Raw genomic sequence first — 25,941 nt, 5'->3', positions numbered from 1 at the left:
TTAAATAAATAGCAATTATATGAAGGACTTAAAAAGGTTGTTCGTTCGATAATCTCGTTTTTTTATTTGAGCTGTACTTTTATTTTTTAAGCTCTACTGAAAATTCTTTTACACAATCAGATTGATAATTAGTTTCCACTCTAATTTTACCTTTTGTAAACCCATCGTTGATTTTGACAGTAAATGATCTTGACGTTGTTGATCCGACAATTTCTATATTAGTTCCTTCAATTATCGACCATTTCAAGTCTGTTGTATCCGGAACTTCATCAGAAATAGAAAATGTTTTTGTTTCTCCTACTTCAACTAAATTACTTTCATTATCTGATGTAATAAAATAACTACAAATTCCAGACAAGGCATTTGAATTATTTAATGTAGCATCTTCATCTTCACATGAAGATAGAATTATACTCAATATGAATATTGGTAATACTTTTAAAATTTTTTTCATTATGGATTAATTTAAATTATAATCATTTCACAAAACAAAACACACTATATATCTTTAGTATTAGTGTTTTTTATTTCATTAAAATGTGAATCTTTTAAAAGAAAAGTGATGTATTAATAGCTATTTTTTTGTTTTTCTTTACCGCAAAATTAATAAAACATAAAACTTAATAAAAAGTTTCACGTTACTTAATTGTAAAAATTATTAAAAAAAAGAGCAAACCTAATATTTAAAGTTTGCTCTCTATTTTTTTAGAAGCCAAATCCGCCTCCACCGCCTCCGGTGTTACAGTCTTGAGCATACAAAGTATATTTTTCTATATTACTTCCAGCACTATTTGATCTTCTTAAAGTTACAACATAAGTTCCAGGCTTATTGATATTCACTAAAGCTTCACTTCCATTAAAACTTGGTTGAATATTAGCATCAAAACCTCCTGGACTGATAGACCAGCTATAATTCACACATCTTTCTAAAGGCACATATAAAATATTAGCTACAGTTTTTGTACAAATGTAATTATTACCTAAATTATTAGGAACATACCCTTGTGGATAAGGTTGTAAAAAATCTGATAAAATAGGTGTTTGTGAAGGTGGAGTTGTAATTTTGCTACAACTTACTAAACTTACATCAAACTCTTTATTACAATTACCACTGTAATTTGTTTCTAAACGAATTGAACCTCCATTAAAACCAAGATTAAATTTTACAGTAAAAGATCTTGAAGTTGAAGAACCAATAACTTGAATTCCTGCACCTCTAATTACGCTCCATTTGAATCTTGTTGAAGTTGGAACATTATTAGAAACAGTAAATGTTTTAGTTTCTCCTATATTTACAGCATAACTGTCATTTGCAGTAACTATATTGAAGTCACAAATATCGCGATTAAAGATCCCTGATTCTACTTGTTTACTTGTTGAAGTTGTTTCATTGGTGATTAATTCTTCACCTTCATTTTGACATGCGTTGATTGTTGTTACCAATATGAAAATTGATAACAGTCTTAAGATTGTTTTCATTTTTTAATTATTTAAATTTAATAGGTTGTTATTTCTTAAATTATTTGATTATTTATGTATACTGAATAAACTAATATTCATAAAATAAATACTAGTTCAGTATAAAATATACTCAACAATTTAAGTGTAAAGAAAAGTGATTTTAATAGCTATTTTTTCTCTTTTCGGTTTAATCAAATTTAATAAAAAATAAAAACTTGTAAAATAATTTTATAGTTATTGTTCGGTGAAACTTATACGTAAAGTTTAACTTACGCTAACAGCATCTTCTTGATTTAGCAGAAATCATTTTTGGAAAAATAACTTAACTATTCTAAACTCTTTTTTAGTTTAGGATGGATATAATTAATCAAATCTGTATTAACTTACTAGAACCTCTTAATTAATAACATCTAAAATATCACTGTAACTATAATTCAAAGAAAATAGAAGTGCATTCTCATATTCAATAAAGATTATTTTATAAAATAAAAAAAAGCGAATCATTACTGATTCGCTTTCTAAATATATAAATAATAATATTTCTTAGTTGTTTAATGCTTCTGCTCCACCAACGATTTCTAAAATCTCATTAGTAATTGCAGCTTGACGTGCTTTGTTATAAGTTAATAATAAGTCGTCACGTAATTCCTTAGCATTATCTGTAGCCTTATGCATTGCAGTCATACGAGCACCGTGTTCGGCAGCAAATGAATCACGAATTGCTTTGTATAATTGAGTTTTTAATGACTTAGGAATTAATTCTAAAACTATTTCTTCTTTAGAAGGTTCGAAGATATAGTCTAAGCTAACATTTTTATCTCCCTCAACAGGCTTAATAGGTAAAAACTGCTCTACCATTGCAATTTGTGTAGCAGCATTTTTAAATTGATTATAGATAATTTCGATTCTATCGTAAGTACCTGCAACGTATAAATCCATTAATTGTTGAGCAACTTCAGCAGCATTATCAAAAGTTAAATCATCGAAAATACTATTGTTATTTTCAACAACATTATACTCTTTTGATAAAATGTCGTTTCCTTTTTTGCCGATAGTTAAAAGGTCAACTTCTACTCCGTTGTATGTTTCATTAATTGTACTAACAGTCTTTTTAATAATAGAAGAGTTAAACCCTCCACATAAACCTCTGTTAGAAGTAACAGCAACTAATAAAACTTTGTTTACTTCTCTTTGTTCAGAATAAGCTCCTCCTGTATTTCCTTCTAAAGTTGCACTTAAACTTTGTAAAAGTTCAGTTAATTTAGAAGAATAAGGGCGCATTGCTGTAATAGCATCTTGTGCCTTTTTCAACTTTGCAGCAGATACCATTTTCATGGCAGATGTAATCTGCATTGTTGATTTAATCGAAGTAATTCTGTTACGTATTTCTTTTAAGTTTGCCATCTATATGAACTTAAAATTGTTTGAATTTCCTCATTGAGAAATCAATGAGGAAATGTGTTTTAATTATGCTGAATATTTAGCAGAAATCTCTTTAGCTGCTTGTGTTAATACATCAGTTGCTGCATCAGTTAATTTTCCTGATTTTAACGTATCTAATGTATCTCTATGCTTTGCATTTAAGAACTCGATATAATTTGCTTCGAATTCTTTTACTTTATTTACAGGAACGTCTTTTAATAAGTTCTTAGAACCTGCATAAATAATAGCGATCTGATCTTCTACTGTAAATGGATCTCCTTGATTTTGCTTTAAAATCTCAACGTTACGTTGACCTTTAGAGATTACATTCATTGTAGCTGCATCTAAATCAGAACCAAACTTAGCAAATGCCTCTAATTCACGGTATTGAGCTTGATCTAACTTTAACGTACCAGATACTTTCTTCATTGACTTAATCTGAGCAGAACCTCCTACACGAGATACAGAAATACCTACGTTAATCGCTGGACGTACACCCGAGTTGAATAAATCAGACTCTAAGAAAATCTGTCCATCAGTAATCGAAATTACGTTTGTTGGAATATATGCAGAAACGTCTCCCGCTTGAGTTTCAATAATTGGTAATGCAGTTAAAGAACCACCACCTTTTACTTTACTCTTTAATGATTCTGGTAAATCGTTCATTTGAGCTGCAATTGAATCGTCATTAATAACTTTTGCTGCACGCTCTAATAATCTAGAGTGTAAGTAGAATACATCTCCAGGATACGCCTCACGTCCCGGTGGACGACGTAATAATAAAGATACCTCACGGTAAGCAACTGCTTGCTTAGATAAATCATCATAAATGATTAATGCTGGACGACCAGTATCACGGAAATACTCACCGATAGCAGCTCCTGCGAAAGGTGCATATACCTGCATTGGAGCAGGATCTGAAGCGTTAGCAGCAACAATAGTTGTATAAGCTAAAGCTCCTTTTTCTTCTAACATGTTAGCGATAGCAGCTACTGTAGAACCTTTTTGACCTACTGCAACGTAGATACAATATACTGGCTCACCTGCATCGTAAAACTCTTTTTGATTTAAGATAGTATCAATAGCAACAGTTGACTTACCAGTTTGACGGTCACCAATGATTAACTCACGTTGTCCACGTCCAATTGGAATCATTGCATCTACAGACTTAATACCTGTTTGTAATGGTTCCGTTACTGGTTGACGATAGATTACCCCAGGTGCTTTACGCTCTAAAGGCATTTCGAAAGTTTCTCCTTCGATTGGTCCTTTACCGTCAATTGGGTTACCTAAAGTATCTACAACTCTACCTACAACTCCTTCTCCAACTTTTAAAGAAGCAATTCTTTCAGTACGTTTTACTGTAGAACCTTCACTTACTCCAGTAGATGCTCCTAATAATACAACACCAACGTTATCTTCTTCTAAGTTTAATACGATTCCTTCTAAACCGTTACCAAAATCAACTAATTCACCATATTGTACGTTAGATAAACCGTAAACACGTGCGATACCATCACCTACTTGTAATACAGTTCCTACTTCGTTTAACGTAGCTTTTGATTCAAAATTTGTTAATTGTTCCTTTAAAATTGCTGATACTTCAGCTGGTTTAATTGCTGCCATCTTATATCTTTTGATGTATAATTAAATTTTTGGAATATAATGACTATTGTCAAATTCTCTTCTTAATTCGTTTAATTGGTTAGAGATACTTGCATCATACTGCACATCTCCTACACGTAAAATAAATCCTCCTAAAATATCTGGATTTATTACGTTTTCAATTGTTGCACTGTTTCCAGTAATTTCAACAATCTTCTTTTGGATCTTAGCCTCTAATTCTGAACTTAAAGCTACTGCAGTAGTAACTGTAGCAACTTGCATGTTCTTATAATAATCGAAAATGATAGTGTATTGCTTAGCAACACTTTCTAACATTGACATTCTTTTATTTTCAGCTAATAAGTTAAATAATCCTTTTCCGATACTATTTACTTTATCTCCGAATAAAGCATCTAATACTTTCTTTTTATCAGAAGCTTTAATAATTGGACTTTTAAGCATAGCATCTAAATCGTCACTTTCAGCAACAGTAGCAGCGATAAGCTTCATGTTATCGTTTACTTCTGCATCATTACCTTGCTCTTTAGCTAGGTTTAATATCGCTTTTGCGTAACGTAATGCTGGTCTTGACTGTTTCATTATGCTTAATTAGTTTAAAGTAACGTCTTCTAACATTCCTTCTACAAGCTTTAATTGATCATCTTGAGAAGCTAATTCTTTCTTTACAACTGTTTCAGCTATACCGATTGAAAGGTCTGCTACTTTTTTCTTTAATTCTGCAATTGCAGCTTGTTGCTCTTGCTTGATTGTTGCTTTTGCATTTTCAATCATTTTAGAAGCTTCCTCTCCTGCTTCCTGCTTAGCATCAGCAATAATTTTATCTTTGATCTCACGAGCTTCCTTCATCATTGCATCACGCTCTGCTCTCGCTTCTTTTAATAATTTTTCGTTATCAGCCTGTAAGTTTTGCATTTCCTTACGAGCATTCTCAGCTTGATCTAAAGCACTTTGAATACCTTCTTCTCTTTCATCAAGAGAACTTAAAATTGGTTTCCAAGCAAATTTAGCTAATAAAACTAATAATACGATAAGGATTACCGCTTGCATGAAAAATAACCCTGGCGAAAAATCATTTAATAACTGATCCATTATATTTAATTTATTCTTTTAAAAATCTTTTTTGTTTAATTTGAAAACATTTCCTGTAACCAACCGTTACAGGAAAATGTTTTGTTTTTGTTTCTTCTGGAATTATTTTCCTAAGATTAAAGCACCGAATGCTAATCCTTCTAATAATGCTCCGATGATGATCATCGCAGTTTGGATTTTACCAGCAGCCTCAGGTTGACGAGCAATTCCTTCCATTGCTTTTCCACCGATTTGACCTAATCCGATTCCTCCACCGATTACGATTAATCCTGCTCCTATTAAATTAAGAGTTCCTGTCATGATACTTGATTTATATAATTAAACAAATTCTTATTCTATATTAATGATGTGCATGATCGTGTTCATGCTCTTCTACTGCCATTCCAATGAATAAGGCAGATAACATGGTAAAGATAAACGCTTGTAAAAACGCTACTAATACCTCAATTACCATAATGAATGTTGCTAAAACAAAAGACATCCCTGTTGAAGCTACAGGACCAAAGTCCTTCTTTAAAACAATCATTAAAGCGATTAAGCTCATCACTACGAAGTGACCTGCTGTAATGTTTGCGAATAAACGAACTAATAACGAGAATGGCTTAATTAAAACAAACCCTACTAATTCGATTACTGCTAATATTGGTCTTAGTACTACTGGCACACCTGGCATCCATAGTGTATGTGCCCAGAAATCTTTAGAACCATTAGTTAAATATATTACCGCAGTAAATAATGCTAAACACATTGTAACTGCAATTTGACCTGTTACGTTAAATCCTATTGGAGTTAACCCTAACAAGTTTAATATCCAAATAAAGAAGAACACCGTTAATAAATATGGCATAAACTTCTTATACTTTTTCTCTCCAATATTTGGTCTAGCGATTTCATCTCTTACATATAACACCAAAGGTTCAAGAACACGACCAACCCCAGTTGGAATAGCTCCTTTTTTGTATCCTTTAGCTAAAGAACCAAAACCTAAAAACATTAATAACCCAGCGAATAACATTCCGAAAACACTTTTAGTAATCGAAAAATCTAACACTCTGTGTGCATTTGTTGCGTGATGAGTTTCATCAAAAGAAACATGCTCAGCACCTGCATCTAACTCATAAATCTTACTATGAATTTTAGCAAACTTAACACCACCTTTTTCTACAACTACATGACCATCATCATTATGATGAAATGCAGAAGACATGAAAGTTTTTAAACCTTTGCTCGTCCAAACGATTACTGGCAATGGAAAACCAACATGTTTTCTTTCACCTGCATCATTGGTATATGAATACAATGTAAAATCGTGTGAATCGGCTAAGTGATGTTTAATATAACCTTTAATAGATTCAGGAGTATTAATCTGTCCTCCTTTGCTTGGAGTTTCTCCTCCTCCAGCGAATGCGTTAAATGAAGTAAATACTAATGCTAGTATTGCTACAAACTTGATAGATTTTTTTGCTATCATCATACCTTACTAAATGTAGAATTATGGTCTCTAAATTTCCGTGCAAAGGTACACATTTAATTAAAACTACAAACTCTTTTTTGGATATAGTTTAATATCGTTCCTAAAACGTTATAGTTTAATTGAATTGCTTCTTATTTAATAGTTTAGAAATTGCGACAGCTTCAGTAATTAAAAACAGAAACAATGGCACCACTAAAGATACTCGTTCAGGTCTTGAAAGATTTTCTTTTGCAAACACAGATGCATTAAAAATTAGCACGAATAAACCTATTTTTATAAATATAGAAGCTAAATATGCATAACCTGCTTGATTGGGTAAAATACTTGCAACGAACTCAACAATTGCATAAACCACGAAAGCTGCAATAACATGAAATAAATATACTTGTAACAATGAAAAAGAAATAGTAAGTTCCTTTACTAAATAAGAATTTGTAAAATAACTTAACACAAAAAGTAATACAAGTGCTACTGCAAATAAAAGAATACGCTTAATCATTGTCTTTAGAAAAATTAATTACCTGTTTTATTACCGAGTACATGGCAATAAAAACGGCCGCTAAAGTACAAATTTTAGTATATAAGTTGTTTGAGTTAGGGTATTTATTGTCTAGCCATTCACCTAATAAACTTCCAAGGTAAATAGTAATTCCCATTTGAATGGCTATTCCACTAAAACGTGCGTATTGTTTAAGCTGACTTTTGTTTGTCTTTTTTGGCATCAGATGATTCGCTACTACCTAGCTCCTTAATTGCTCCTTTCATGTTGCATGTTGCATTGAATGCAGCACCAGGTTCAGTAGAAATTTGCCCTACGTTAACGTTACCTGTAATATTTGCTGTAGACTTAGCTGTTAAAATATTTGACACATTGAACTCCCCAGAGAATCTTCCTTCAACATCTGCATTATTACACTCTACAGTTCCGTTAATATATCCTTCTTGTCCAATGATTACTCTACCGTTAGTTTTTAATGTTCCTTCTAGAGTTCCATCTATTCTAAAATCTCCTTCAGAGATGAAATCTCCTGTAATTTTAGTTCCTCTACCGATTACATTTCTACTCGTAGATTTTCTTTCAACTGTATTGTCTTTTTTGTTTTTATTACTGAACATAAGGGAATTATTTTAAAAGTTGTATGATTTCATTTGCTTTTTGTCCTTCAATTTGATTTGCATACTTAAATGCAACAAATTCGAGAGCCTTTTTATACTCTTCTTTACTTTTGTATTTACCAATACACATTGCACGAAGTAAAGCAAATTTAGCAATTAATTCTGAATTCTCAATTTCAGAACTTAAATTATCTATTTGATTTACAGCCTCTTCATTCATATTGAACTTATACATACTGTAAATATTCTTGTATTTTTTATCTATTTCGCTAACTTCTTTTTTAGCCGTTAGCTTTGTATTTGGTTCTTTAATAATTTTTGCAAACTGAGAATCAGCGTATTTACTTAGAATCAGATTTTTCTTTTCTTCAGATTTTTCACTATCCGCTACTGTTTCGTACAACTGATACAAATGGTAATTAATTGGTAATTCTAACTCTGTTTTTTCATTCACTGCAAGTAAGCGTTCGAATTTTTCTATAGCTAAACTAGGGTTTTTGAATTGCTCTTTATAAATTAAACCTAATTGATATAGTGCTTCATTTCTATCTTTTGCTAAAGCTCTAAGTTCCTCTTTATCTTCTGGAATAGTTTTTAGATATGTAGCTACTTCGTATCTACTATTATCTTGTTTTTTTGCTTCAACTTCTTCCTCTTCTTCTTCAGACGGAACAGTTTTATCTGACCATCTCCAATTATCTTCTAAAGGTCTGCTTCCCCAAACCTTGGTAAAAGCTACTTTACCAAAACCTTTGGATTGAGAATTATAGAAATACCATTTCCCTTGATTTCCACCTCCAAAAGAAGCTCCACCACCGAATTGACTTCCAAAGTTTTGAGAATTTGCTAGTCTTTGACGTTTTTTCTCCTCTTGCTCTTTTAATTCTTCTATGTATTTTTCAAAATAGGCAGTTCTTTCGTCTGGACTCATTGCCGATAATTTTAAAATACTATCATTAGCCTTTACAATTTCTTCAAAAGATCTTAACTTATCTAGACCTTTCTTTTTTCGTTTTATTCTACGAATTCTTTTTTCATTTTCAAACTCTTCTGAAGTAGCTTGAATTACACTATCGTAAAAAGATCCTGCTAATAAATATTCTTGCTTGTTAAAATAGATGTTACCTAAACGTTCGTAGGCATACGTTTTCTGATAGTTATTATTCTTTTTAGCTTCTAATGATTTTAAATAATATCCTGTAGCTCTATCAACACTATCTCTTTTTTCCTCTAAAACACCTAAATGATAATAGAGTTCGTTATGATACTTTCTATTATCAGAATTTCTAATTAGTTTTTTAAATTTCCCTATTAAACCAATACTTGAAGAATCTTTTTCTAGATTTTTAACCAGTTCAATGTAAGCATGAATTTTATATTTTCTTGGTGTTCCTCGATTTCCTGCTAATAATTTAAAAACAGTTCTTGCAGAATCTTTACGATCTAACTCACTGTAAATCTGACCAAGAACAAATTTGTTTCTATATGATTGTTCATTCTTTGCTAAATCTGCTGACTTTTTTAAGTTATCTATTACTTTTTGAATAGTATCTGTTTTTTCATAAGCCATAGCTAAAGCAGTATGAGCAGCTTGAAGTTGAACTCCAGTTAAATTCTCTTCATTTGTATCTAAATCAACTAGTAATTTTAGTGTTTCAATTGCTAGTTTTTCATTTTCTAATCGAACATTAGCTTTAGCTCTCCAAACTTTAGTATCGTAGATTAAATCTGCTTTGGGGTAGTTGGCAATAATATAATTGAAAGCTTCAATAGCAGGAATAAAACGTTGTGTGTAATACCTTGATTTTCCTAAAAGTAAATACGCATCATCTATTTGACGGTTTTTTTCATAACCTCCAATATTCATTGAATGTTTTTGAATAGCCTTTGTAGCTTTTTCTTCAGCTCTATCGAAAGGAGTAGCTGGTTTATTTTTTTGATCGTCTTTATCATCAAAACCACTTCCTGGAGTTCCGAATTTTAACTCACCAATATTTCTTTCGTCAAACTTTATCGGTTCTAAAGGTAATCGTCTCCAGAAATTATCTGTGTAATTGGTTTCAATATTTTTTATCCCTTTTTCAAAAGCTTGCTCACCATTAAACAACACATTATATTTTGTGTTTAATACATGGAAATTTCTATTAATAACTGTGTCTTTCTTGGTACTACAAGAACACACTACAATTCCACAAATAATTAAAGCAAGTACTTTGAATAAATTTTTCATAAAAAAAAGCTCTACATGTACAACAACGAAATTTAAGCTGTTATCGTACAGGTGAGCGTAAAAATAGAAATAAAAACCTAATTTTCTAAGGAAGAGGAAAAATAGCTTTCTAATTCTTTTAAACTAAGTGCTGTTGTAGTGATATCTTTGACTAAATTTCCTTTTTCTAAAACTACAATTCTATCACAAACTTCAGTTACATGACTTAAGTCGTGACTAGAAATTAAGACTGTAACTCCTTTATTTTCTTTTAATTTTTTGATGATATTTTTAAGTCTTATTTGAGTTGTAGGATCTAAATTTGCAAATGGTTCATCTAAAATTACCACTTTTGGATTCCCCATTAAAGCCGCAATAATTCCTGCTTTTTTCTGATTCCCTTTACTTAAATCTCTTAAAAATTTCTTTTTTCCTAAGATTTCTCCGTTGAAAAACTCTTCAAATTGTTGTAAAAATGCATGAACATCTGCTTTGTTCATTCCTCTTAATTCACCTATAAATTCGAAGTATTCATTTGGTGTTAAATATCCTATTAAGAAGCTTTCATCTATAAAAGAACCTGTAAATGTTTTCCATTCTTCACTTTTATTAACCACTACATTACTGCTTGTAATTGATCCAGTAGTTGGTCGAATTAAATCTAAAAGCAAATTAAATAAAGTTGTTTTTCCTGCTCCGTTATTCCCAACTAAACCGAAAGATTCACCCGCTGGAATATCTAAAGATTGAACATTTAAAACTTCTGTTGATCCGTATTTTTTTGAAATATTTTTTACTTGTATCATAATCAATTTATTTTTTTTGGTTGAAACCGTGTATAGTTGCGTATTTATCTTTTATATATTTTTTTTCTATAAAGTTCATAATTGGATTTTTTAGAAGAATTCCTAATACACCAAAACTCGCAATAGCTAAAATACCTGCATTAAAACCTAAAAAGCTACTAACTGCCCAATACAGAATCATAGGAAAACCTGTTAAAGGAATAATGATTAAAAATTGAGTTGCACTTGTACCTTGCGTGTTTCCGAAACCATTAGCATCTAAATCTATTCTCTTTCTGTTAAAAGAACCTGACCATAATAAAAACAAGGAATTGAAACCTACATTAAAAATTGCTCCTGCAGAAATCATTAAAAACTTATCTACACCTAAATATAAATATGGAATACTTAATATGTATAAAACAAAAGTTACAGTAGACATAATTAGCCATTTACTTTCTAAGAATTTTCTATAACTAATATTTTGAGTCATAATCATCCTGTAATACTCACTATCCCAAGCCGGAATAAATTGCCCATAATTAATGGCAAAACCTCCAGTAACGAAAAGTGCTGCAAAAATTAACATGGCTGGTTTATCTGCATAAGCTTCTTGAGTAAAAAAGATTAATCCATAAAACAGGAAAATAAAAGACATTAGAAATACTGTTTTAGTTCTTTTGTTTCTCCAAATTAATCGCATTTCATTTTTTATAAAAGGAGCTAAATCACCAAATTTATCTACAAATGACAAGTCACTTGTATTTGCTTCTTTAGTTTTAGTTTGAATAGCATCGTCTAAATACAATTGACTTTTCAACTTTTTATAATTGATCACATAGAAAGTAATCAATAAAACAAATGGGATTAAAACAAAAAACCAATTAGTATATAGGCTATTAAAAATAGCAACGCTAACTCCTGTAAAATCATAAATTCCAAATTGCTGTAAAGCAACAATACTTCCTAAAAGCGTAACTAAAACGCCAAAAGCAATATTACTTTTATTGGTAATGAAATTTAAGTAGTTTGCTGCGAAAACAGTAGTTATAATTCCAATTAACCAACTTAATACGTTATTGGTAGGATAACCTTCTTTTATTAGGACAAATGAAAATGGAATAAAGAAAAATAAACTAAAAAAATTGAAAAATGATATTCCAGATTTTATAAGTGTGTAGTTAATTAATTTACTCTTTCTAATGTCAAGTATCAACAAGGGTTTGATATTCAACACAGGTAATTTCTGCATTAAATATCTAAAAATTAAATCTCCAATAACATAAAACAATAAAAAACCGTTTACAAATTCAAATGGGTCTTTATCTGGAAAAATGTCTTTGATTAAATAAAAGCCTCCTAATCCAATACCTAAAAAAGAAAGTATAATCCATAAAGCAAAAAGTCCCATGATAATATTAACTACTATTCCTTTTTGCCAAAACATAGAACGAAAAAATTGTTTCATTTCGAAACTTATAAAACGTGTAAACATAGCGATTCAATTAGTTAGGTTTTACATAAGTAGCTAAAAATTAAATTTTGTTACATAAAAAAAGCACCCAAAAAGGTGCTTTTTTATATTTCTTTTTAAAACCACTGGCAAATAATACCTCCCATTAACGCAAGAGTAACAATCCAATACCCAGCATTAATCGCGATGTAAATAAATGTTTTACGTTCAAACATAGCTTGAATAGCTAAAATTGGTAAGGCTATAAAAAAACCTAAAATACTACCATGTAATAATCCATGTTTAAAAGTTCGAAACCGAGTTCCATAGCTTTCCATTAGTGAAGTATACGTATTGTAAGCTTCTCCACTATTATTAATAAAATCTGGTTCACCAGCCAGCGTAGAATAAATTCCCATTTGATGAATTACAACTGGAAGTAAACCTAATGCTATTATAAAACTTAACACATAAGAAAGGCCAAAAATTACAGCCATATTACCACCTTTTAGGTTTTCTTCTGTAAAACTCATCTCTTTCATCCAAGCATTTTTAAATAATGGCCCATACCATATAAAACCTGTTATTAAAGGTACAAGTGCTGCTAGAGCACTAATTAAAAAATTGATTTTCATTGTTTTGTAAGTTTTAATGTTTGTTTAACTAAAAGTAAAAAAATATTCTAAATTTGTATATATCAACCAATAATCCTCAAAAAAAGTGAAAAAGATAATTGCAATCTTATACGTTTCTACAATATTTTCTTGTAGTAAAGACAACGGTATTGTTCTTAATGATAATAAAGATGATCAACCTCAAATTACCACTCCATGTAAACCCGATTTTTTAAACATTCAGTCAAATTCAACAATAGAAGTTAATTGCTTGTTAGATTTACAAGGAGAAACCATAATATTACCTTCTAATGTAAGCTTTGAGTATAAAGGAGGAAGTATTATTAATGGTGCGTTAAAGTTTTCTGGTGGAAATATTTCAGGAGAACTTTTAAATCATAAACTTACAGTTGAAGGTAATGTAAAACTAAAAAGCAACACATTCTTCTTTGAAAAAGAAAAATGGGATTTAACTGAAGGTCAAACAACTTCAGAAATTGCTTTACAGAACACTGCTAAACTTGAAAATTTATTCTTTTTAATAAAAAATCTAGGTGCTGATACTTTTAAAATTGATGAGTTAGATGCCTTCTTTGAAGTTACCAAAGTAACTAGTACAACTACTAATCAAAATTGGTATCCTTCATTAGAAGCAGTAAACCTCCCTTCAGACTTTAACTTAATAATGTCTGATAATACACATTTAAGAATTTTTCCTGCTGATCGTTATAACAGAAAATCGGGTGCAATTTTAGCAGTAAGAGATGCTGAAAACATTACTATTTCTGGTGGAAATTTTTATGGAGATAGAGATGAACGTGTATTTTCTCCTGATGATACTGGTATAGAAGGAAGTCATTTAATTCATATACATTCTGGGAGAAATATTGTTGTAGATGGAGGAAACTTTCAAGATGGTTCTTCTGGAACTTTTGCTATATATTCTTTTGGCTTTGCCTTTAATCCAGATTATAACCCAACTACAAATGTTACTATTAAAAATTGTACAATTAAAAATTCTAGAAGAATGGCAATTGCTTTAGTTGATGGTAGAAATGTAACTATAGAAAATAATACTTTTATTAATACTGGACAACCTTCTGCTAATACAGATGGAGGAGAGGTTGGTTATGCTATAAATATCGAACCAGAGCGTTTTAGAGACAGTAATGGAGAATTGAAAGAACGACAACGCGTATTTGATGTTTTAATAAAAAACAACACTGAAAGTGGAAGTAGAGGCGGTTTTTTAACATTAACTATTGGACAGGACATTACCGTAGAAGAAAACAATATTGGGACCAGAGTTGTAAGTTCTTTTACTTCTGGAATTCGTATTCGAAAAAATAAATTTAAGGCTTTAGGAGAAGCTACTGATAGTTGGGCAATGTTTATTGCTGGATCTGGTGAAACTGTTTTTGATAATGAAATTTTTGGAAATACTATTGAAGGTTATAGTTCAGGAATAATTGTAGGAACTAAAGATGCTTCTATTCATAATAATACGATACTAAATTGCGGAGCAGGAATACAAATTAGCAAAGCTGAAAATATTACTATCAACAACAATAATATAGATGTTTCTAAAAACGGAATTCAAGCTACAAATACGTATGCTAACAATATAACTTTTAAGGAAAACAAAGTGAAGACTTCAGGAAATTATAGTGTTTATTTTGCTCAAATGAATAATAAATCTGAAGATCAAAGTAAAACAGTACTTTTTGAGAAAAATACGTTTTATAATGATAAATCGCTTATTTTCTCAAATGCTTATGGGGTTACGTTCACAAATAATATAGTAAATGGTGGAATTACATTAAATAATGCTACGAATTGTGAAGTTTTAGAAAATGAAATTATCCCAATAGAAAAACACGGAATTAGTTTAAGCAATTCACTTAACAATATCAAAATAGCAAACAATCAAATTACTAAGCCAACAGGAACAACAAGTAATTACGAGTGTATAAAAAATAACTCAACAACTATTACCAACGTCACACAAAACAATAATAGTTGTAATTAAAATAAAACAGCCACCTGAATTAGGTGGCTGTTTTATTTTATCTAAGTCGAGTTTATTTAATTTTTAAAGATTTTGCTATTGCTTCTAACTCGAAAAGAAAATCTCTTTTATTTACAGACGGAGCATATGTAAATCCTTCAAAAACTACTAATCGATTATTCTTTTTATCTACAATTGTATAATTTAAAAAAGGACCAGCCATAAAATCGTTTTTCACTTCCCATTTACCACGTGTTTCATAAGCTTTCTTCCCATCTAAAGTAGTTTCATATGTGAATGGAGTATAAGCTTGTTCTGTAATCATATACATTCCTTCTCTACTTCCTGGAATAAATGCTTCTCCAATACTATCTCTAACCGATGTAATATTATCAGCAACTTTAGCTTCATCATCAAGTGGTAAAGAATAAATTAATAAATTATTAGAACCATCTCCTCTTGCAATTCCACTCATTAAATGATGACGCATCCATAAGAAATTATTTAAAGTATCTTGAACCAACTTATAACGTTCAGGAATGATGATATCAATCCCTAAATTTTCTACAGTTTTAAGTTTAGATGCATCTATACGCTCTCTTCTGAAAATACTTTGTGTAAACTTTATATCCTCATCTTTAAATAACTGTATAATTTCTTTCCCTCTTGTTTTTATAAGGTTTGTTAAATCATATTCGTCACTATACGTAGCTTTGATAACAATTTGAGGTCTTGCATCTTTATCTCTTTCTATTGAAATGCCAGTAGAATCAGATTTTTGAAATAATAAAATAGCTTTATTATTTTTAATGAACTTATTAAATCCTGAATGATCTATTTGATTTACTGAAAGTAATGTTTCTGGCTGTGGCAAACCTACTTGATGTTCACCAAAAACAGTTCTAATTTCTTCACCTGGCTTCCCATGCCAATCGGCACTTTTCATAACTACCAAAATCTCATTAGTGTTCCCTGTAGATCTTGGTAAAATTATGTCTGCTTTACTACTTCTTTTACAACTTAATAATCCTAAAGAAGTAACAAATAGTATTAATATTTTATTCATAATAGTTAGTTTTTTTAGACCTTTTACTTGATTAATCAAAAAGCATACCTTTTACATTCTTCTCGGATAAATATACAAACGTTGTCCTGCTCTTAAATTTGAATTTCTCATATTATTCCAACGTTTTATATCTTTAACTCGAACTCCAAATTTAATTGCTATTTTTCCTAAATAATCTCCAGATCTTACTTTGTAACGGATTCTTTTATCCATTTCAAAGTATTTAGGTAAAGGTTTTTCTCTTAATGAATCTTCAGTAGCTGCTAATGCATAAATTTCTTTTTCTTTCTCTAAGAAATCAATCATTTTATTTCTAGGTAAACGTATTGAGAATTTCTTCTTTTTTACAAAAGGTATAATGTCGATTTTATACTGTGGATTTAAGAAAGAAAGTATTTCAGTATTTACATCTATCTTCTCTGCTATTTGATCAAAAGAAACAGTTCTTTTTACCTGAATTGTATCAGTTTGAAAGTTAAATATTTTTGGACTTTCTGGATACAAACCTAACTCATCTGCATATTTAAAAATATACATTGTAGCATAAAAGGCAGGAACATAACCAGCTGTTTCTCTCGGTAAAAACGAACGAATATTCCAGTAATTTCTATATCCTCCAGATCTTTTGATAGCTTTTAACACATTTCCTGGACCAGAATTATAAGCCGCCAAAGCTAAATCCCAATCGTTAAAAAGTCCGTGTAAAAAAGTAAGATATTTACACGCTGCAATTGTAGATTTAACAGGATCTTGGCGTTCATCAACATAAGAGTTTACAGCAAGTTTATACTGCTTTCCTGTTCCATACATAAATTGCCATAATCCGGTAGCACCAACTCTTGATTTAATTTGTGGTCTTAACGAAGATTCTACGATCGCTAGATATTTCATTTCTAATGGAATATCATATTGATCTAAATATCTTTCAAACATTGGAAAAAAGTATTTTGCCCTAGACATTAATGCAGGATAATACTTCTTTCTATATTTTAAATAGTTATTAATAACACGCTCTAAAGCAGGATTAAAAGCTAAGTTAAATGGAGTTTCTTGATTGATTAATGCTAATCGTTCTTTTAGTAATTCTGGGGTAACAACAGGTGTTACATTAGTTACTAAATCTTTGTCGTTAATAATATAAGGTACACTATCGAAAAGTGGAGAATATAATTTTGCTTCCACTAACAAACTATCAATTCGTTTTAAATCGTCGTTTGTATAACGTTCCTTTACAATCAATTTCTTTTGTGGAATTGAATCTGTAGCTTTTAAAGATTTAATAGAATCAACTTTTGTAGCTATTTCTAATATTTCTTTCGTTCGCTGAATAGAATCTTTAGGAACTCCCTGAGCAAAAAGATTAGCAATAGTAAATAGGCTTAAGACAAAGAAGTTTTTCATTAAAATTTATACGTAACTAAAATTGAAATTCAACGGCAACTGGACAATGATCAGAATGTTTTGCTTCTGGTAAAATATAAGCTCTAGAAATCTTTTCTTTTAAGGGTTCTGTTACCATACAATAGTCTAATCGCCAACCTTTATTATTAGCTCTTGCATTCGCTCTATAACTCCACCAAGAGTATTCTTGTCGTTCTGGATTTAAATAACGGAAACTATCGATAAATCCACTATTAATAAACTTGCTTAACCATTCTCTTTCTTCTGGAAGAAAACCCGAAACACCTTTCATTTTTGGATTATGAATATCTATCGCTTCATGACAAATATTATAGTCTCCACAGATTACCAAATTTGGAATCGTTTTTCTTAATTCTGTAGCGTATTCTAGGATTTCATCCATGTAATTGAATTTAAAATCCAATCGATCACTATTGGTTCCTGATGGTAAATACATACTCATAATAGATACTTCGTCGTAATCTACACGAATATTTCTTCCTTCAAAATCCATAGATTCTATACCTGTACCATAAGCTACATGATTAGGTTCTTTTTTACAAAAAACAGCAACACCAGAATATCCTTTTTTATCTGCAGAAAACCAATATTGATACGGATATCCCGCAGCTTCAAAATCTTCAGCGTTTAATTGTTCCTTTTGTGCTTTTGTTTCTTGAATACAAATTACATCTGGATTAGCAGCTTGCAACCACTCTAAAAAACCTTTTTTTAAGGCAGCACGAATTCCGTTTACGTTATATGAAATTACTTTCATTAATTATTGAATAATTATTTTTTCTAGTTTATCTAATTCAGCTTCTATGCTTTTTAATTCTTTGAATTCCCCTTTCTCTATATTATAGATCGCCATTTTTGTTCTCTTGTGCTCTTCTCTAACCTCATCTCTATCAACATAATAAATATGTATTTGAGAATTACTATTAATAAACTCAAAACTTTGAATTTCAATATTATTAGTTACTTTCTTTAAATTCCCTCCACTTAAGTCAGACAAATACAAATCATGGTTATCACTTGAATTTAACTTACCATCTTGATTAGAATCTTCAAAAGCAATCATGTAAGCGATATATTTAATGGATAGATCCGGTTCAGGATTATTATAACCATTCGTTTTTCTTTGCTCCTCTATTTGTTTTATTGAAGCTTTTTTATTCACTAATGACCTTATGACTTTATAATTTTTATCAATAAAAATTACATTCACATATTTTAAAAATTCTTCATTAAAATCATTTGCAGAAGCTGCTGCCTTACTTAATCTCTTTTTTTCTTGATACGTTAGTAAAGAGACTGGTAAATACATATTTTCAGTATTGTATAAAGAAATAGGAGAATAATATCTTAATCCTTGTAGTGCAACACTATCTTTTTTTGCTTCTTCTAATTCTTCACCTAAAACAACACCTTGTTCATAACTATCATTATTTCCTTTAAAGAAGTCTTTTGAAATCTGATATAATACAAAGCATAAAATTAAAGGTAATAACGTACCATTAAGAATAATTAGAAATTTGATAAATTTGTTTTTCATAGCAATTAATTTCTTTTAAATATCCATTTCTGGAACGTCTCCATTCACAACCAAAGTTCCTTCAGTTGCAGCTTGAATTTCTTCTACAGAAACTCCAGGAGCTCTTTCTACCAAATGGAAAGTATTATCTTTAATTTCTAAGACTGCTAGGTTTGTAACAATTTTTGTTACACAACCAACACCTGTTAATGGCAAAGAACATTTTTTTAATAGCTTAGATTCACCTCTTTTATTGGTGTGCATCATGGCTACGATAATATTTTCAGCAGAAGCAACTAAATCCATTGCACCTCCCATTCCTTTTACCATTTTTCCTGGAATTTTCCAGTTTGCAATATCTCCATTTTCGGCTACTTCCATAGCTCCTAAAATGGTTAAATCAACGTGTTTTCCTCTAATCATAGAAAAACTTGTTGCAGAATCAAAGAAACTAGCGCCAGGTAAAGTAGTTATCGTTTGTTTTCCGGCATTAATAATATCTGCATCTTCTTCTCCTTCAAATGGGAATGGTCCCATTCCTAAAACACCGTTTTCACTTTGAAATTCAACTTCTATATCTTCACGTACAAAATTAGCTACTAATGTTGGAATTCCAATTCCTAAGTTTACATAGTATCCGTTTTTTACTTCTTTTGCTATTCGTTTTGCTATTCCGTTTTTATCTAAAGCCATGATTAGTTTCTTTGTCTTACTGTGCGTTGTTCAATTCTCTTCTCGTATTTCTCTCCTTGAAAAATACGTTGTACAAAAATTCCAGGAATATGAATTTGATTTGGATCTAACTCACCAACTGGAACTAACTCTTCTACTTCAGCAACAGTAATATTTGCCGCTCCACACATATTAGGGTTGAAATTTCTTGATGTACCTTTGAAAATTAGATTTCCAGCAGCATCACCTTTCCAAGCCTTAACAAAACCAAAATCTGCTTTAAATGCAGGTTCTAAAACATACATTTTTCCGTCGAACTCTCTTGTTTCTTTACCTTCTGCTACTTCTGTTCCGTAGCCTGCAGGAGTATAAAACGCAGGAAAGCCAGCTTGAGCCGCTCTACATTTCTCTGCTAAAGTTCCTTGAGGTGTTAACTCTACTTCTAATTCTCCAGAAAGCATTTGACGTTCGAATTCGTCATTTTCTCCTACATAAGAAGAAATCATTTTTTTTATTTGACGATTCTGTAATAATAATCCTAAACCGAAATCATCTACTCCGGCATTATTAGAAATACATGTTAGATTGTTTACTCCTAATTTTACTAATTCACTAATAGCATTTTCAGGAATTCCACATAATCCAAAACCTCCCAACATTAAAGTCATTCCACTTGAAACGCCTTCCAATGCTTCTTGGACATTATTTACTTTTTTATTAATCATTTATAATTCAGTTGTTTGTTGTTTTTTACGATTTAAAAGTCATCTGCATCACCATCTTTCTTTTCTTCATTTCCTTTTTCATCTTTCTTTTGTTCATGTTTTTCACAATCTACATTAATAGAAAGATCATTAGGCTCTTCAAAATCAGCCTTACTGATATTTAAACTTTTATCTTCATAACATTTACGCATAAAAATAGCCCAAGTTGGCAACGACATTGATGCTCCTCCACCTTTATCTAAACCAATAAAATGTGTAGAACGATCTTCACCACCTGTCCAAACACCAGTAGTTAAATTTGGAACAGTTCCCATAAACCAACCATCGGATTGATTTTGCGTTGTTCCTGTTTTACCTGCAATTGCATTATTAAACTTATATGGATAACCAGTGATATATTTTGGTCTATTATATGTAGTTCTTAATCTTGCTCCAGAACCAAACTTTGTTACACCTTCCATTAAATTTAGTACAACATAAGCAGATTCTTCACTAAGAACTTCTTTAGTTTTTGGAACAAAAGTTTCTAACACTGTACCGTTTTTATCTTCTATTTGCGTAATAAAAATTGGTGTTACACGCATTCCTTTATTAGCGAATGTTGAATATGCACTCGTCATTTCTAATAAGGTTAAATCAATAGCTCCTAATGCAATAGATGGATTTGCCTGAAACTCTGTTGAGACTCCAGCAGATTTAGCTAAACGCGCTACATTAATTGGTGAAACTTCATCAATTAAACGAGCAGTGATTACATTTACAGAATTTGCCAAAGCTCTTTGTAGAGTTAATTCTCCACCGTATTTATTTCCTGCATTTTTTGGAGTCCAATCGTCGTCCATTCCATATTTTTCTTTAGGAATTGTATATGGAGTATTTGGTAATTTATCGCAAGGAGATCTTTTTAATTGGTTAATTGCAGTTGCATATACAAAAGGTTTAAAAGTAGAACCTACTTGACGCTTTTGTTGCTTTACTGCTTCGTACTTAAAATGTTTGTTATTAATTCCTCCAACCCAAGCTTTAACATGACCTGTTTGTGGTTCTATAGAAACCAAACCAGAACGTAAAAAGTATTTATAATAACGAATAGAATCGTAAGGTGTCATTACTGTATCTCTATCACCTTTCCATGAGAATACAGTCATATCTGTTTTTGTATTAAAAGCCTTTTCAATCTCTTTATCTGATTTTCCAGCTGCTTTCATTCTTTTATAACGATCAGAGTTTGTTTTTGCTCTGTTGATAATTTTTCTAATATCATCTCGTTCTATGTCATAAAATGGCGCATTCTTATTCTTTTTATGCTCTGCGAAAAAATATTTTTGAAGATTCGACATATGTTCTGTCATAGCTTCTTCAGCATATTGTTGCATACGAGAATCTATAGTAACATAAACTTTTAATCCATCTTTATAGATATCATATAATTCACCATTAGCTTTCGGGTTTTTCTTCACCCAATCTTTCAAGAACTTTTTTAAATGCTCTCTGAAATACGTTGCTAAACCATCACTATGCCCTTCTGGAGTAAAGTTAATTTTTAAAGGTAATTTTTGTAAAGAATCTTTTTCTTGCTCGGTGATAAAACCATTCTTATACATTTGAGCAAACACCACATTTCGTCTGTTCAATGATTTTTTTCGTGATACTTTTCTATGTGGATTAAACTGGCGTGGATTTTTTAACATCGCCACAAGAATAGCCGATTCTTGTAAATCTAAATCCTTCGGTTCTTTACCAAAATAAATACGTGCAGCTGAACGAATACCTGTAGCTTTAAACAAGAACCCTTGCTTATTTAGATACATAACTATGATCTCCTTTTTTGTATACTGACGTTCTAATCGAACTGCAATGACCCATTCTTTTACCTTTTGAATGATCCTCTCTATCTTATTTGATGATGGTTTCTTAGTAAATAAATTTTTTGCTAACTGTTGTGTGATAGTACTTGCACCTCCGCCTTTTCCTAACTTAGCAACAGCTCTTGCTAAGCCTCTGAAATCAATACCAGAATGCTCATAAAAACGTTCATCTTCAGTAGCCACAAGAGCTTTTATTAAATTATCTGGTAAATCTTTATATTTTATAGGTGTTCTATTTGCTTCTAAATAATATTTTCCTAATGTTTTTCCATCAGAAGAAATGATTTCTGTAGCTAGGTCATTCTGCGGATTTTCTAATTGCTCAAAAGTTGGCAGTTCACCTAAAACTCCCCAAGACGCCAATAAAAACACTAGACATATTGATAAAATACCTCCTAGTAATAATCCCCAGAACCATTTAATTAAAGTTCTAAAATTTACAGTCTTCTTTTCACTCATAATTTATTCAATTTTTTCAATTCTAAACCCTACATCAGTAATTCCTTCAAGTTCTTGTAAACCTAGTACTTCTCCATTTTTTCTCATGGCTTGAAAAACTTGTAATTGATATTCTCCTGCTGCAGGAAACAATATTTGCTCTTTATAAAACAGTTTATTTTCTTTTATTCCAGAAAAACCAGTTCCTAAAAAATTTCCTTTCTTGTCAGTCATATCATACTCTAAAGTATCTGTAAGAAAATGACCATCTGGAAATTTTAGTTTGGTAATTAGAAATAAATTACTGTACTCATAATCGTTATTATTTCTAATATTTATAAATAAATTCTTATTTGCTAAAGTATCTTTAACTGTAAATTGAAATGTTACAGGAGTATTAATTTCCCATTTCCCTTTTTTTACAGTTGTATAATTATCGAAAATCCCTTTGGAATCACAAGAACCCAAAACCAGTAGTATTAATAGTTTATATACTATATTTTTACTGTTTATTAGTCTTTGCATTTTTGTTTCCGTTATTGTTTCTTCTTTTATTATTTCTTCGTTGATTCGAATTCTGTTTATTATTGTTGTTCTTTGGAGTATTTTGATTTTCCGGTTTTCTGTTCGGATTTCTTTTTTTGTTTTGCTGTGTTTTTTGATTAGAATTCTTCTCTTGGTTATTTGCCTGTTTTGTATTCTTTGGTCTAGGCTTCTGCTTTTGTCCTTGCTTTGGCGCTTGTTTTTTAGAATTGTTATTAGGCGATTTTTGATTCGAGTTAGAATTCGAATTGTTCTTTTGATTCTGATTCCTTCTTCTTCGCTTATTACGGCGTGGTTTTTTAGGAGTATCGAATCGAGTTAAACTATCTTGACCTACAACATTTTCAAAACTAACTTCTACCTCCTCTTCTATCTCAGAAGCATAGTCTTCTAACGGAGAACCTAATTCATTACCTTCATTCAATTCAATAATTTCAGTAACTTGATCTAAAGAAAGCTTGAACCACTTCATCTTTTCTTCTTTGTATGTGTACCAAAGCAGCTTTTTAAAGATGTCCATTTTCACAAAAATAGCTTCTCCTTTCTCTGTTTTTAAAACTACATCTTGTTTAGGGAAAGATTCTAATGCATCTAAATAAGAATCTAATTCAAAGTTTAAACAACATTTTAATTTTCCACATTGACCTGCTAACTTTAAAGGATTTAAAGATAATTGCTGATATCTCGCGGCAGCGGTATTTACCTTTCTAAAATCTGTTAACCAAGTAGAACAACATAATTCTCTACCACAAGAACCAACTCCACCTAAACGTGCAGCTTCTTGTCGCATTCCAACTTGTTTCATTTCAACTCGAATAGAAAATGCACTAGCTAAATCACGAATTAATTGACGAAAATCTACACGATCATCTGCTGTATAGTAAAAAGTCGCTTTATTTCCATCGCCTTGAAATTCAACATCAGATAATTTCATTTTTAAACCAAGTTTACTAATGATTTCTCTTCCTTTTCGTTGAGTTTCTAATTCTCTATCTCGAGCGTTTTGCCAAACATCTATATCTTTCTGAGTGGCTTTACGATAGATCTTTTTTACATCTTCACTATCTTGTTCAACCTTACGTTTTTTCATCTGCACTTTTACAAGCTCACCTGCTAGTGAGACGATACCTATATCGTGACCTGGTGAACCTTCTACAGCAACCACATCTCCCATAGAAATTCTCATCTTAGGATTACTCTTGTAAAAATGTTTTCTTCCGTTTTTAAAACGTACTTCGTATATATTAAATGGAGCTTCACCTGTTGGTAAAGTCATGTTTGATAACCAATCAAAAACAGCTAATTTATTTCCACTTCCGCATGTTCCCGTACCGCAATTTCCGTTACTCTTACATCCTTTAGGAACGCCATTCTTGTTAGTTGAGCAACTGCTACAACCCATAATTTATGTATTTGTGTAATAATCTCTTAAATCTGATGTTCGCATCAGCATCAAGAAATTAATTATATTTATTTGATTTTTAATTAGATAAAAAAAACTCTGATTTTTTCTTTATCGATTTGTAAATATAGTCATTCTATAGGAATGTGAAAATCCGTTTACTCAATGAAACTGCTAGTTCCCTAAAAATGTTTTACTAATAGCAACTACCTTTTTTAAATCGTTCGGTAACTCATCTTTATCCCAAGGATGTTTTACACCAAATACATGGTTTGCATTCTCAATAATATGAAACTCTGCTAATGGATTCCAACTATGTAAATCTTCAGCTTCTGAAATGGCTATTGAAGTATCTGCATCACCATGAATAATACAAAAAGGAATTTTTAAATTCTTTACTGCTCGCTTTATTGTTAATCGGTCTTTATTCGCTATAAAATCTTCATAAAACTGATAAAAATGTGGCATTTGCTGACCTGTTCTTCCATTTAAAACATATTTAACACCATCATTTTTCCAAGATTCTAATTCTCCTGTAGTGGCTGTTCTTCGCTTATAATCTGAAACTCCTGCAAGAGAAATCACTTTTTTCACTCTAAGATCTTCTTCAGCTTTAATACAAACAATTCCTCCTGCTCTACTATGACCTAAAAGCGATATCGTGTTCTCATTTATTTCATTCTTAAACTTTCCTCCTTGAGAACACCAATCAATAACTTTGTTTAAATCGTCTAACTCTTTTGAATAATTATTATTTCCAAAAGCTTCTAAATCTCCAAACTCTAAAGGATTTTCTGGAGTTGTTCCATTATGAGAAAAATTAAACTTCACAAAAAACAAACCAGCTTCGGCAAAAGCTTCACCCATTAAATCCCAAGCGCCCCAATCTTTGAAACCTTTATAACCATGACAAAAAATTACTACATCTTTTTTTTGATTATTAGATTTATAGAACACATCGAGTAAAATTGGTTTTTCAAATGTGCTTGGTATTTTGATGTTTTTAATTTTTTTCATTGATATTTTTTTTCA

The 25,941-nt window shown here is 30.9% G+C and carries 26 protein-coding genes; 1 reads left to right on the top strand and 25 read right to left on the bottom strand.

All coding sequences use genetic code 11. The features are described 5' to 3' along the window. Positions 1–79: 79 nt before the first annotated feature. From Q1A46_RS07580 to Q1A46_RS07510, 15 genes are all read right to left on the bottom strand, one after another. A complete protein-coding gene (locus Q1A46_RS07580; protein WP_299676178.1) occupies positions 80–454 on the bottom strand; it encodes a hypothetical protein in 375 nt (124 codons plus the stop codon). A 251-nt stretch (positions 455–705) separates the two neighbouring features. Then, positions 706–1,479: a hypothetical protein gene (locus tag Q1A46_RS07575; protein ID WP_299676175.1), complete on the bottom strand. Its 774-nt coding sequence runs from the start codon at positions 1,477–1,479 to the stop codon at positions 706–708. 525 nt (positions 1,480–2,004) lie between these two features. Further along, positions 2,005–2,865, bottom strand: coding sequence for an ATP synthase F1 subunit gamma (gene atpG / locus Q1A46_RS07570; RefSeq protein WP_299676172.1), 861 nt, complete (start codon positions 2,863–2,865; stop codon positions 2,005–2,007). Positions 2,866–2,928: 63 nt separating this feature from the next. Next, complete coding sequence (atpA, locus tag Q1A46_RS07565; protein ID WP_299676169.1) at positions 2,929–4,509, bottom strand: F0F1 ATP synthase subunit alpha; 1,581 nt, start codon at positions 4,507–4,509, stop codon at positions 2,929–2,931. A gap of 21 nt (positions 4,510–4,530) precedes the next feature. Continuing rightward, positions 4,531–5,088: an ATP synthase F1 subunit delta gene (atpH, locus tag Q1A46_RS07560; RefSeq protein ID WP_299676166.1), complete on the bottom strand. Its 558-nt coding sequence runs from the start codon at positions 5,086–5,088 to the stop codon at positions 4,531–4,533. Positions 5,089–5,097: 9 nt separating this feature from the next. Next, positions 5,098–5,598: a F0F1 ATP synthase subunit B gene (locus Q1A46_RS07555; protein WP_299676163.1), complete on the bottom strand. Its 501-nt coding sequence runs from the start codon at positions 5,596–5,598 to the stop codon at positions 5,098–5,100. A 102-nt stretch (positions 5,599–5,700) separates the two neighbouring features. Then, positions 5,701–5,898, bottom strand: coding sequence for an ATP synthase F0 subunit C (gene atpE, locus Q1A46_RS07550; protein WP_095068859.1), 198 nt, complete (start codon positions 5,896–5,898; stop codon positions 5,701–5,703). Positions 5,899–5,938: 40 nt separating this feature from the next. Continuing rightward, on the bottom strand, positions 5,939–7,072 hold the full coding sequence (gene atpB, locus Q1A46_RS07545) for a F0F1 ATP synthase subunit A (protein WP_299676157.1): 1,134 nt from the start codon (positions 7,070–7,072) through the stop codon (positions 5,939–5,941). Positions 7,073–7,187: 115 nt separating this feature from the next. Continuing rightward, positions 7,188–7,571: a DUF6168 family protein gene (locus Q1A46_RS07540; protein ID WP_299676154.1), complete on the bottom strand. Its 384-nt coding sequence runs from the start codon at positions 7,569–7,571 to the stop codon at positions 7,188–7,190. Then, positions 7,564–7,794, bottom strand: a complete 231-nt coding sequence (locus Q1A46_RS07535; protein WP_299676151.1) for an AtpZ/AtpI family protein — start codon at positions 7,792–7,794, stop codon at positions 7,564–7,566. The genes Q1A46_RS07540 and Q1A46_RS07535 overlap by 8 nt, the downstream gene beginning before the upstream one ends. Continuing rightward, positions 7,763–8,188: a polymer-forming cytoskeletal protein gene (locus Q1A46_RS07530; protein ID WP_299676148.1), complete on the bottom strand. Its 426-nt coding sequence runs from the start codon at positions 8,186–8,188 to the stop codon at positions 7,763–7,765. Before Q1A46_RS07530 ends, Q1A46_RS07535 begins: the two co-directional genes overlap by 32 nt. 7 nt (positions 8,189–8,195) lie before the next feature. Beyond that, a complete protein-coding gene (locus Q1A46_RS07525; RefSeq protein WP_299676145.1) occupies positions 8,196–10,418 on the bottom strand; it encodes a tetratricopeptide repeat protein in 2,223 nt (740 codons plus the stop codon). Positions 10,419–10,495: 77 nt separating this feature from the next. Then, positions 10,496–11,203, bottom strand: coding sequence for an ABC transporter ATP-binding protein (locus Q1A46_RS07520; protein ID WP_299676142.1), 708 nt, complete (start codon positions 11,201–11,203; stop codon positions 10,496–10,498). Between the two features lie 7 nt (positions 11,204–11,210). Further along, positions 11,211–12,650 (bottom strand): DUF5687 family protein, encoded by a 1,440-nt coding sequence (locus tag Q1A46_RS07515; protein ID WP_299676139.1) that lies wholly within the window; start codon positions 12,648–12,650, stop codon positions 11,211–11,213. 122 nt (positions 12,651–12,772) lie between these two features. Beyond that, positions 12,773–13,270 (bottom strand): DUF1761 domain-containing protein, encoded by a 498-nt coding sequence (locus tag Q1A46_RS07510; protein ID WP_299676136.1) that lies wholly within the window; start codon positions 13,268–13,270, stop codon positions 12,773–12,775. An 85-nt stretch (positions 13,271–13,355) separates the two neighbouring features. Between Q1A46_RS07510 and Q1A46_RS07505 the strand changes: the two genes are divergently transcribed. Further along, positions 13,356–15,278: a right-handed parallel beta-helix repeat-containing protein gene (locus Q1A46_RS07505; protein ID WP_299676133.1), complete on the top strand. Its 1,923-nt coding sequence runs from the start codon at positions 13,356–13,358 to the stop codon at positions 15,276–15,278. 52 nt (positions 15,279–15,330) lie between these two features. On the opposite strand, the gene Q1A46_RS07500 is transcribed toward Q1A46_RS07505, so the two are convergent. The 10 genes from Q1A46_RS07500 to Q1A46_RS07455 all read right to left on the bottom strand — a co-directional run bounded on the left by Q1A46_RS07500 (position 15,331) and on the right by Q1A46_RS07455 (position 25,926). After that, entirely contained in the window at positions 15,331–16,323 is a 993-nt protein-coding gene (locus tag Q1A46_RS07500; protein ID WP_299676130.1) for a DUF4837 family protein, read from the bottom strand. Between the two features lie 51 nt (positions 16,324–16,374). Then, complete coding sequence (locus tag Q1A46_RS07495) at positions 16,375–17,724, bottom strand: lytic transglycosylase domain-containing protein (protein WP_299676127.1); 1,350 nt, start codon at positions 17,722–17,724, stop codon at positions 16,375–16,377. A 16-nt stretch (positions 17,725–17,740) separates the two neighbouring features. After that, positions 17,741–18,502 (bottom strand): exodeoxyribonuclease III, encoded by a 762-nt coding sequence (locus tag Q1A46_RS07490; RefSeq protein ID WP_299676124.1) that lies wholly within the window; start codon positions 18,500–18,502, stop codon positions 17,741–17,743. 3 nt (positions 18,503–18,505) lie between these two features. After that, positions 18,506–19,282, bottom strand: a complete 777-nt coding sequence (locus Q1A46_RS07485) for a hypothetical protein (RefSeq protein WP_299676121.1) — start codon at positions 19,280–19,282, stop codon at positions 18,506–18,508. 15 nt (positions 19,283–19,297) lie between these two features. Beyond that, entirely contained in the window at positions 19,298–19,954 is a 657-nt protein-coding gene (locus Q1A46_RS07480; RefSeq protein WP_299676118.1) for a CoA transferase subunit B, read from the bottom strand. 2 nt (positions 19,955–19,956) lie between these two features. Next, positions 19,957–20,658, bottom strand: coding sequence for a CoA transferase subunit A (locus tag Q1A46_RS07475; protein ID WP_299676115.1), 702 nt, complete (start codon positions 20,656–20,658; stop codon positions 19,957–19,959). A 32-nt stretch (positions 20,659–20,690) separates the two neighbouring features. Further along, positions 20,691–22,985 carry a penicillin-binding protein 1A gene (locus Q1A46_RS07470; RefSeq protein WP_299676112.1) on the bottom strand — a complete coding sequence of 765 codons (2,295 nt, stop codon included), beginning with the start codon at positions 22,983–22,985 and terminating at the stop codon, positions 20,691–20,693. A gap of 3 nt (positions 22,986–22,988) precedes the next feature. Next, positions 22,989–23,489: a gliding motility lipoprotein GldH gene (locus Q1A46_RS07465; RefSeq protein ID WP_299676109.1), complete on the bottom strand. Its 501-nt coding sequence runs from the start codon at positions 23,487–23,489 to the stop codon at positions 22,989–22,991. After that, a complete protein-coding gene (locus Q1A46_RS07460; RefSeq protein WP_299676106.1) occupies positions 23,467–24,909 on the bottom strand; it encodes a regulatory iron-sulfur-containing complex subunit RicT in 1,443 nt (480 codons plus the stop codon). The genes Q1A46_RS07465 and Q1A46_RS07460 overlap by 23 nt, the downstream gene beginning before the upstream one ends. Positions 24,910–25,083: 174 nt before the next feature. Beyond that, positions 25,084–25,926, bottom strand: a complete 843-nt coding sequence (locus Q1A46_RS07455; protein WP_299676103.1) for a S9 family peptidase — start codon at positions 25,924–25,926, stop codon at positions 25,084–25,086. Between the last annotated feature and the right edge of the window lie 15 nt (positions 25,927–25,941).

Origin of the sequence: uncultured Tenacibaculum sp. (assembly GCF_947502995.1) — a bacterium.
In the GTDB taxonomy this organism is placed as follows: domain Bacteria; phylum Bacteroidota; class Bacteroidia; order Flavobacteriales; family Flavobacteriaceae; genus Polaribacter.
This window is presented reverse-complemented; position numbering and strand designations above follow the sequence as displayed.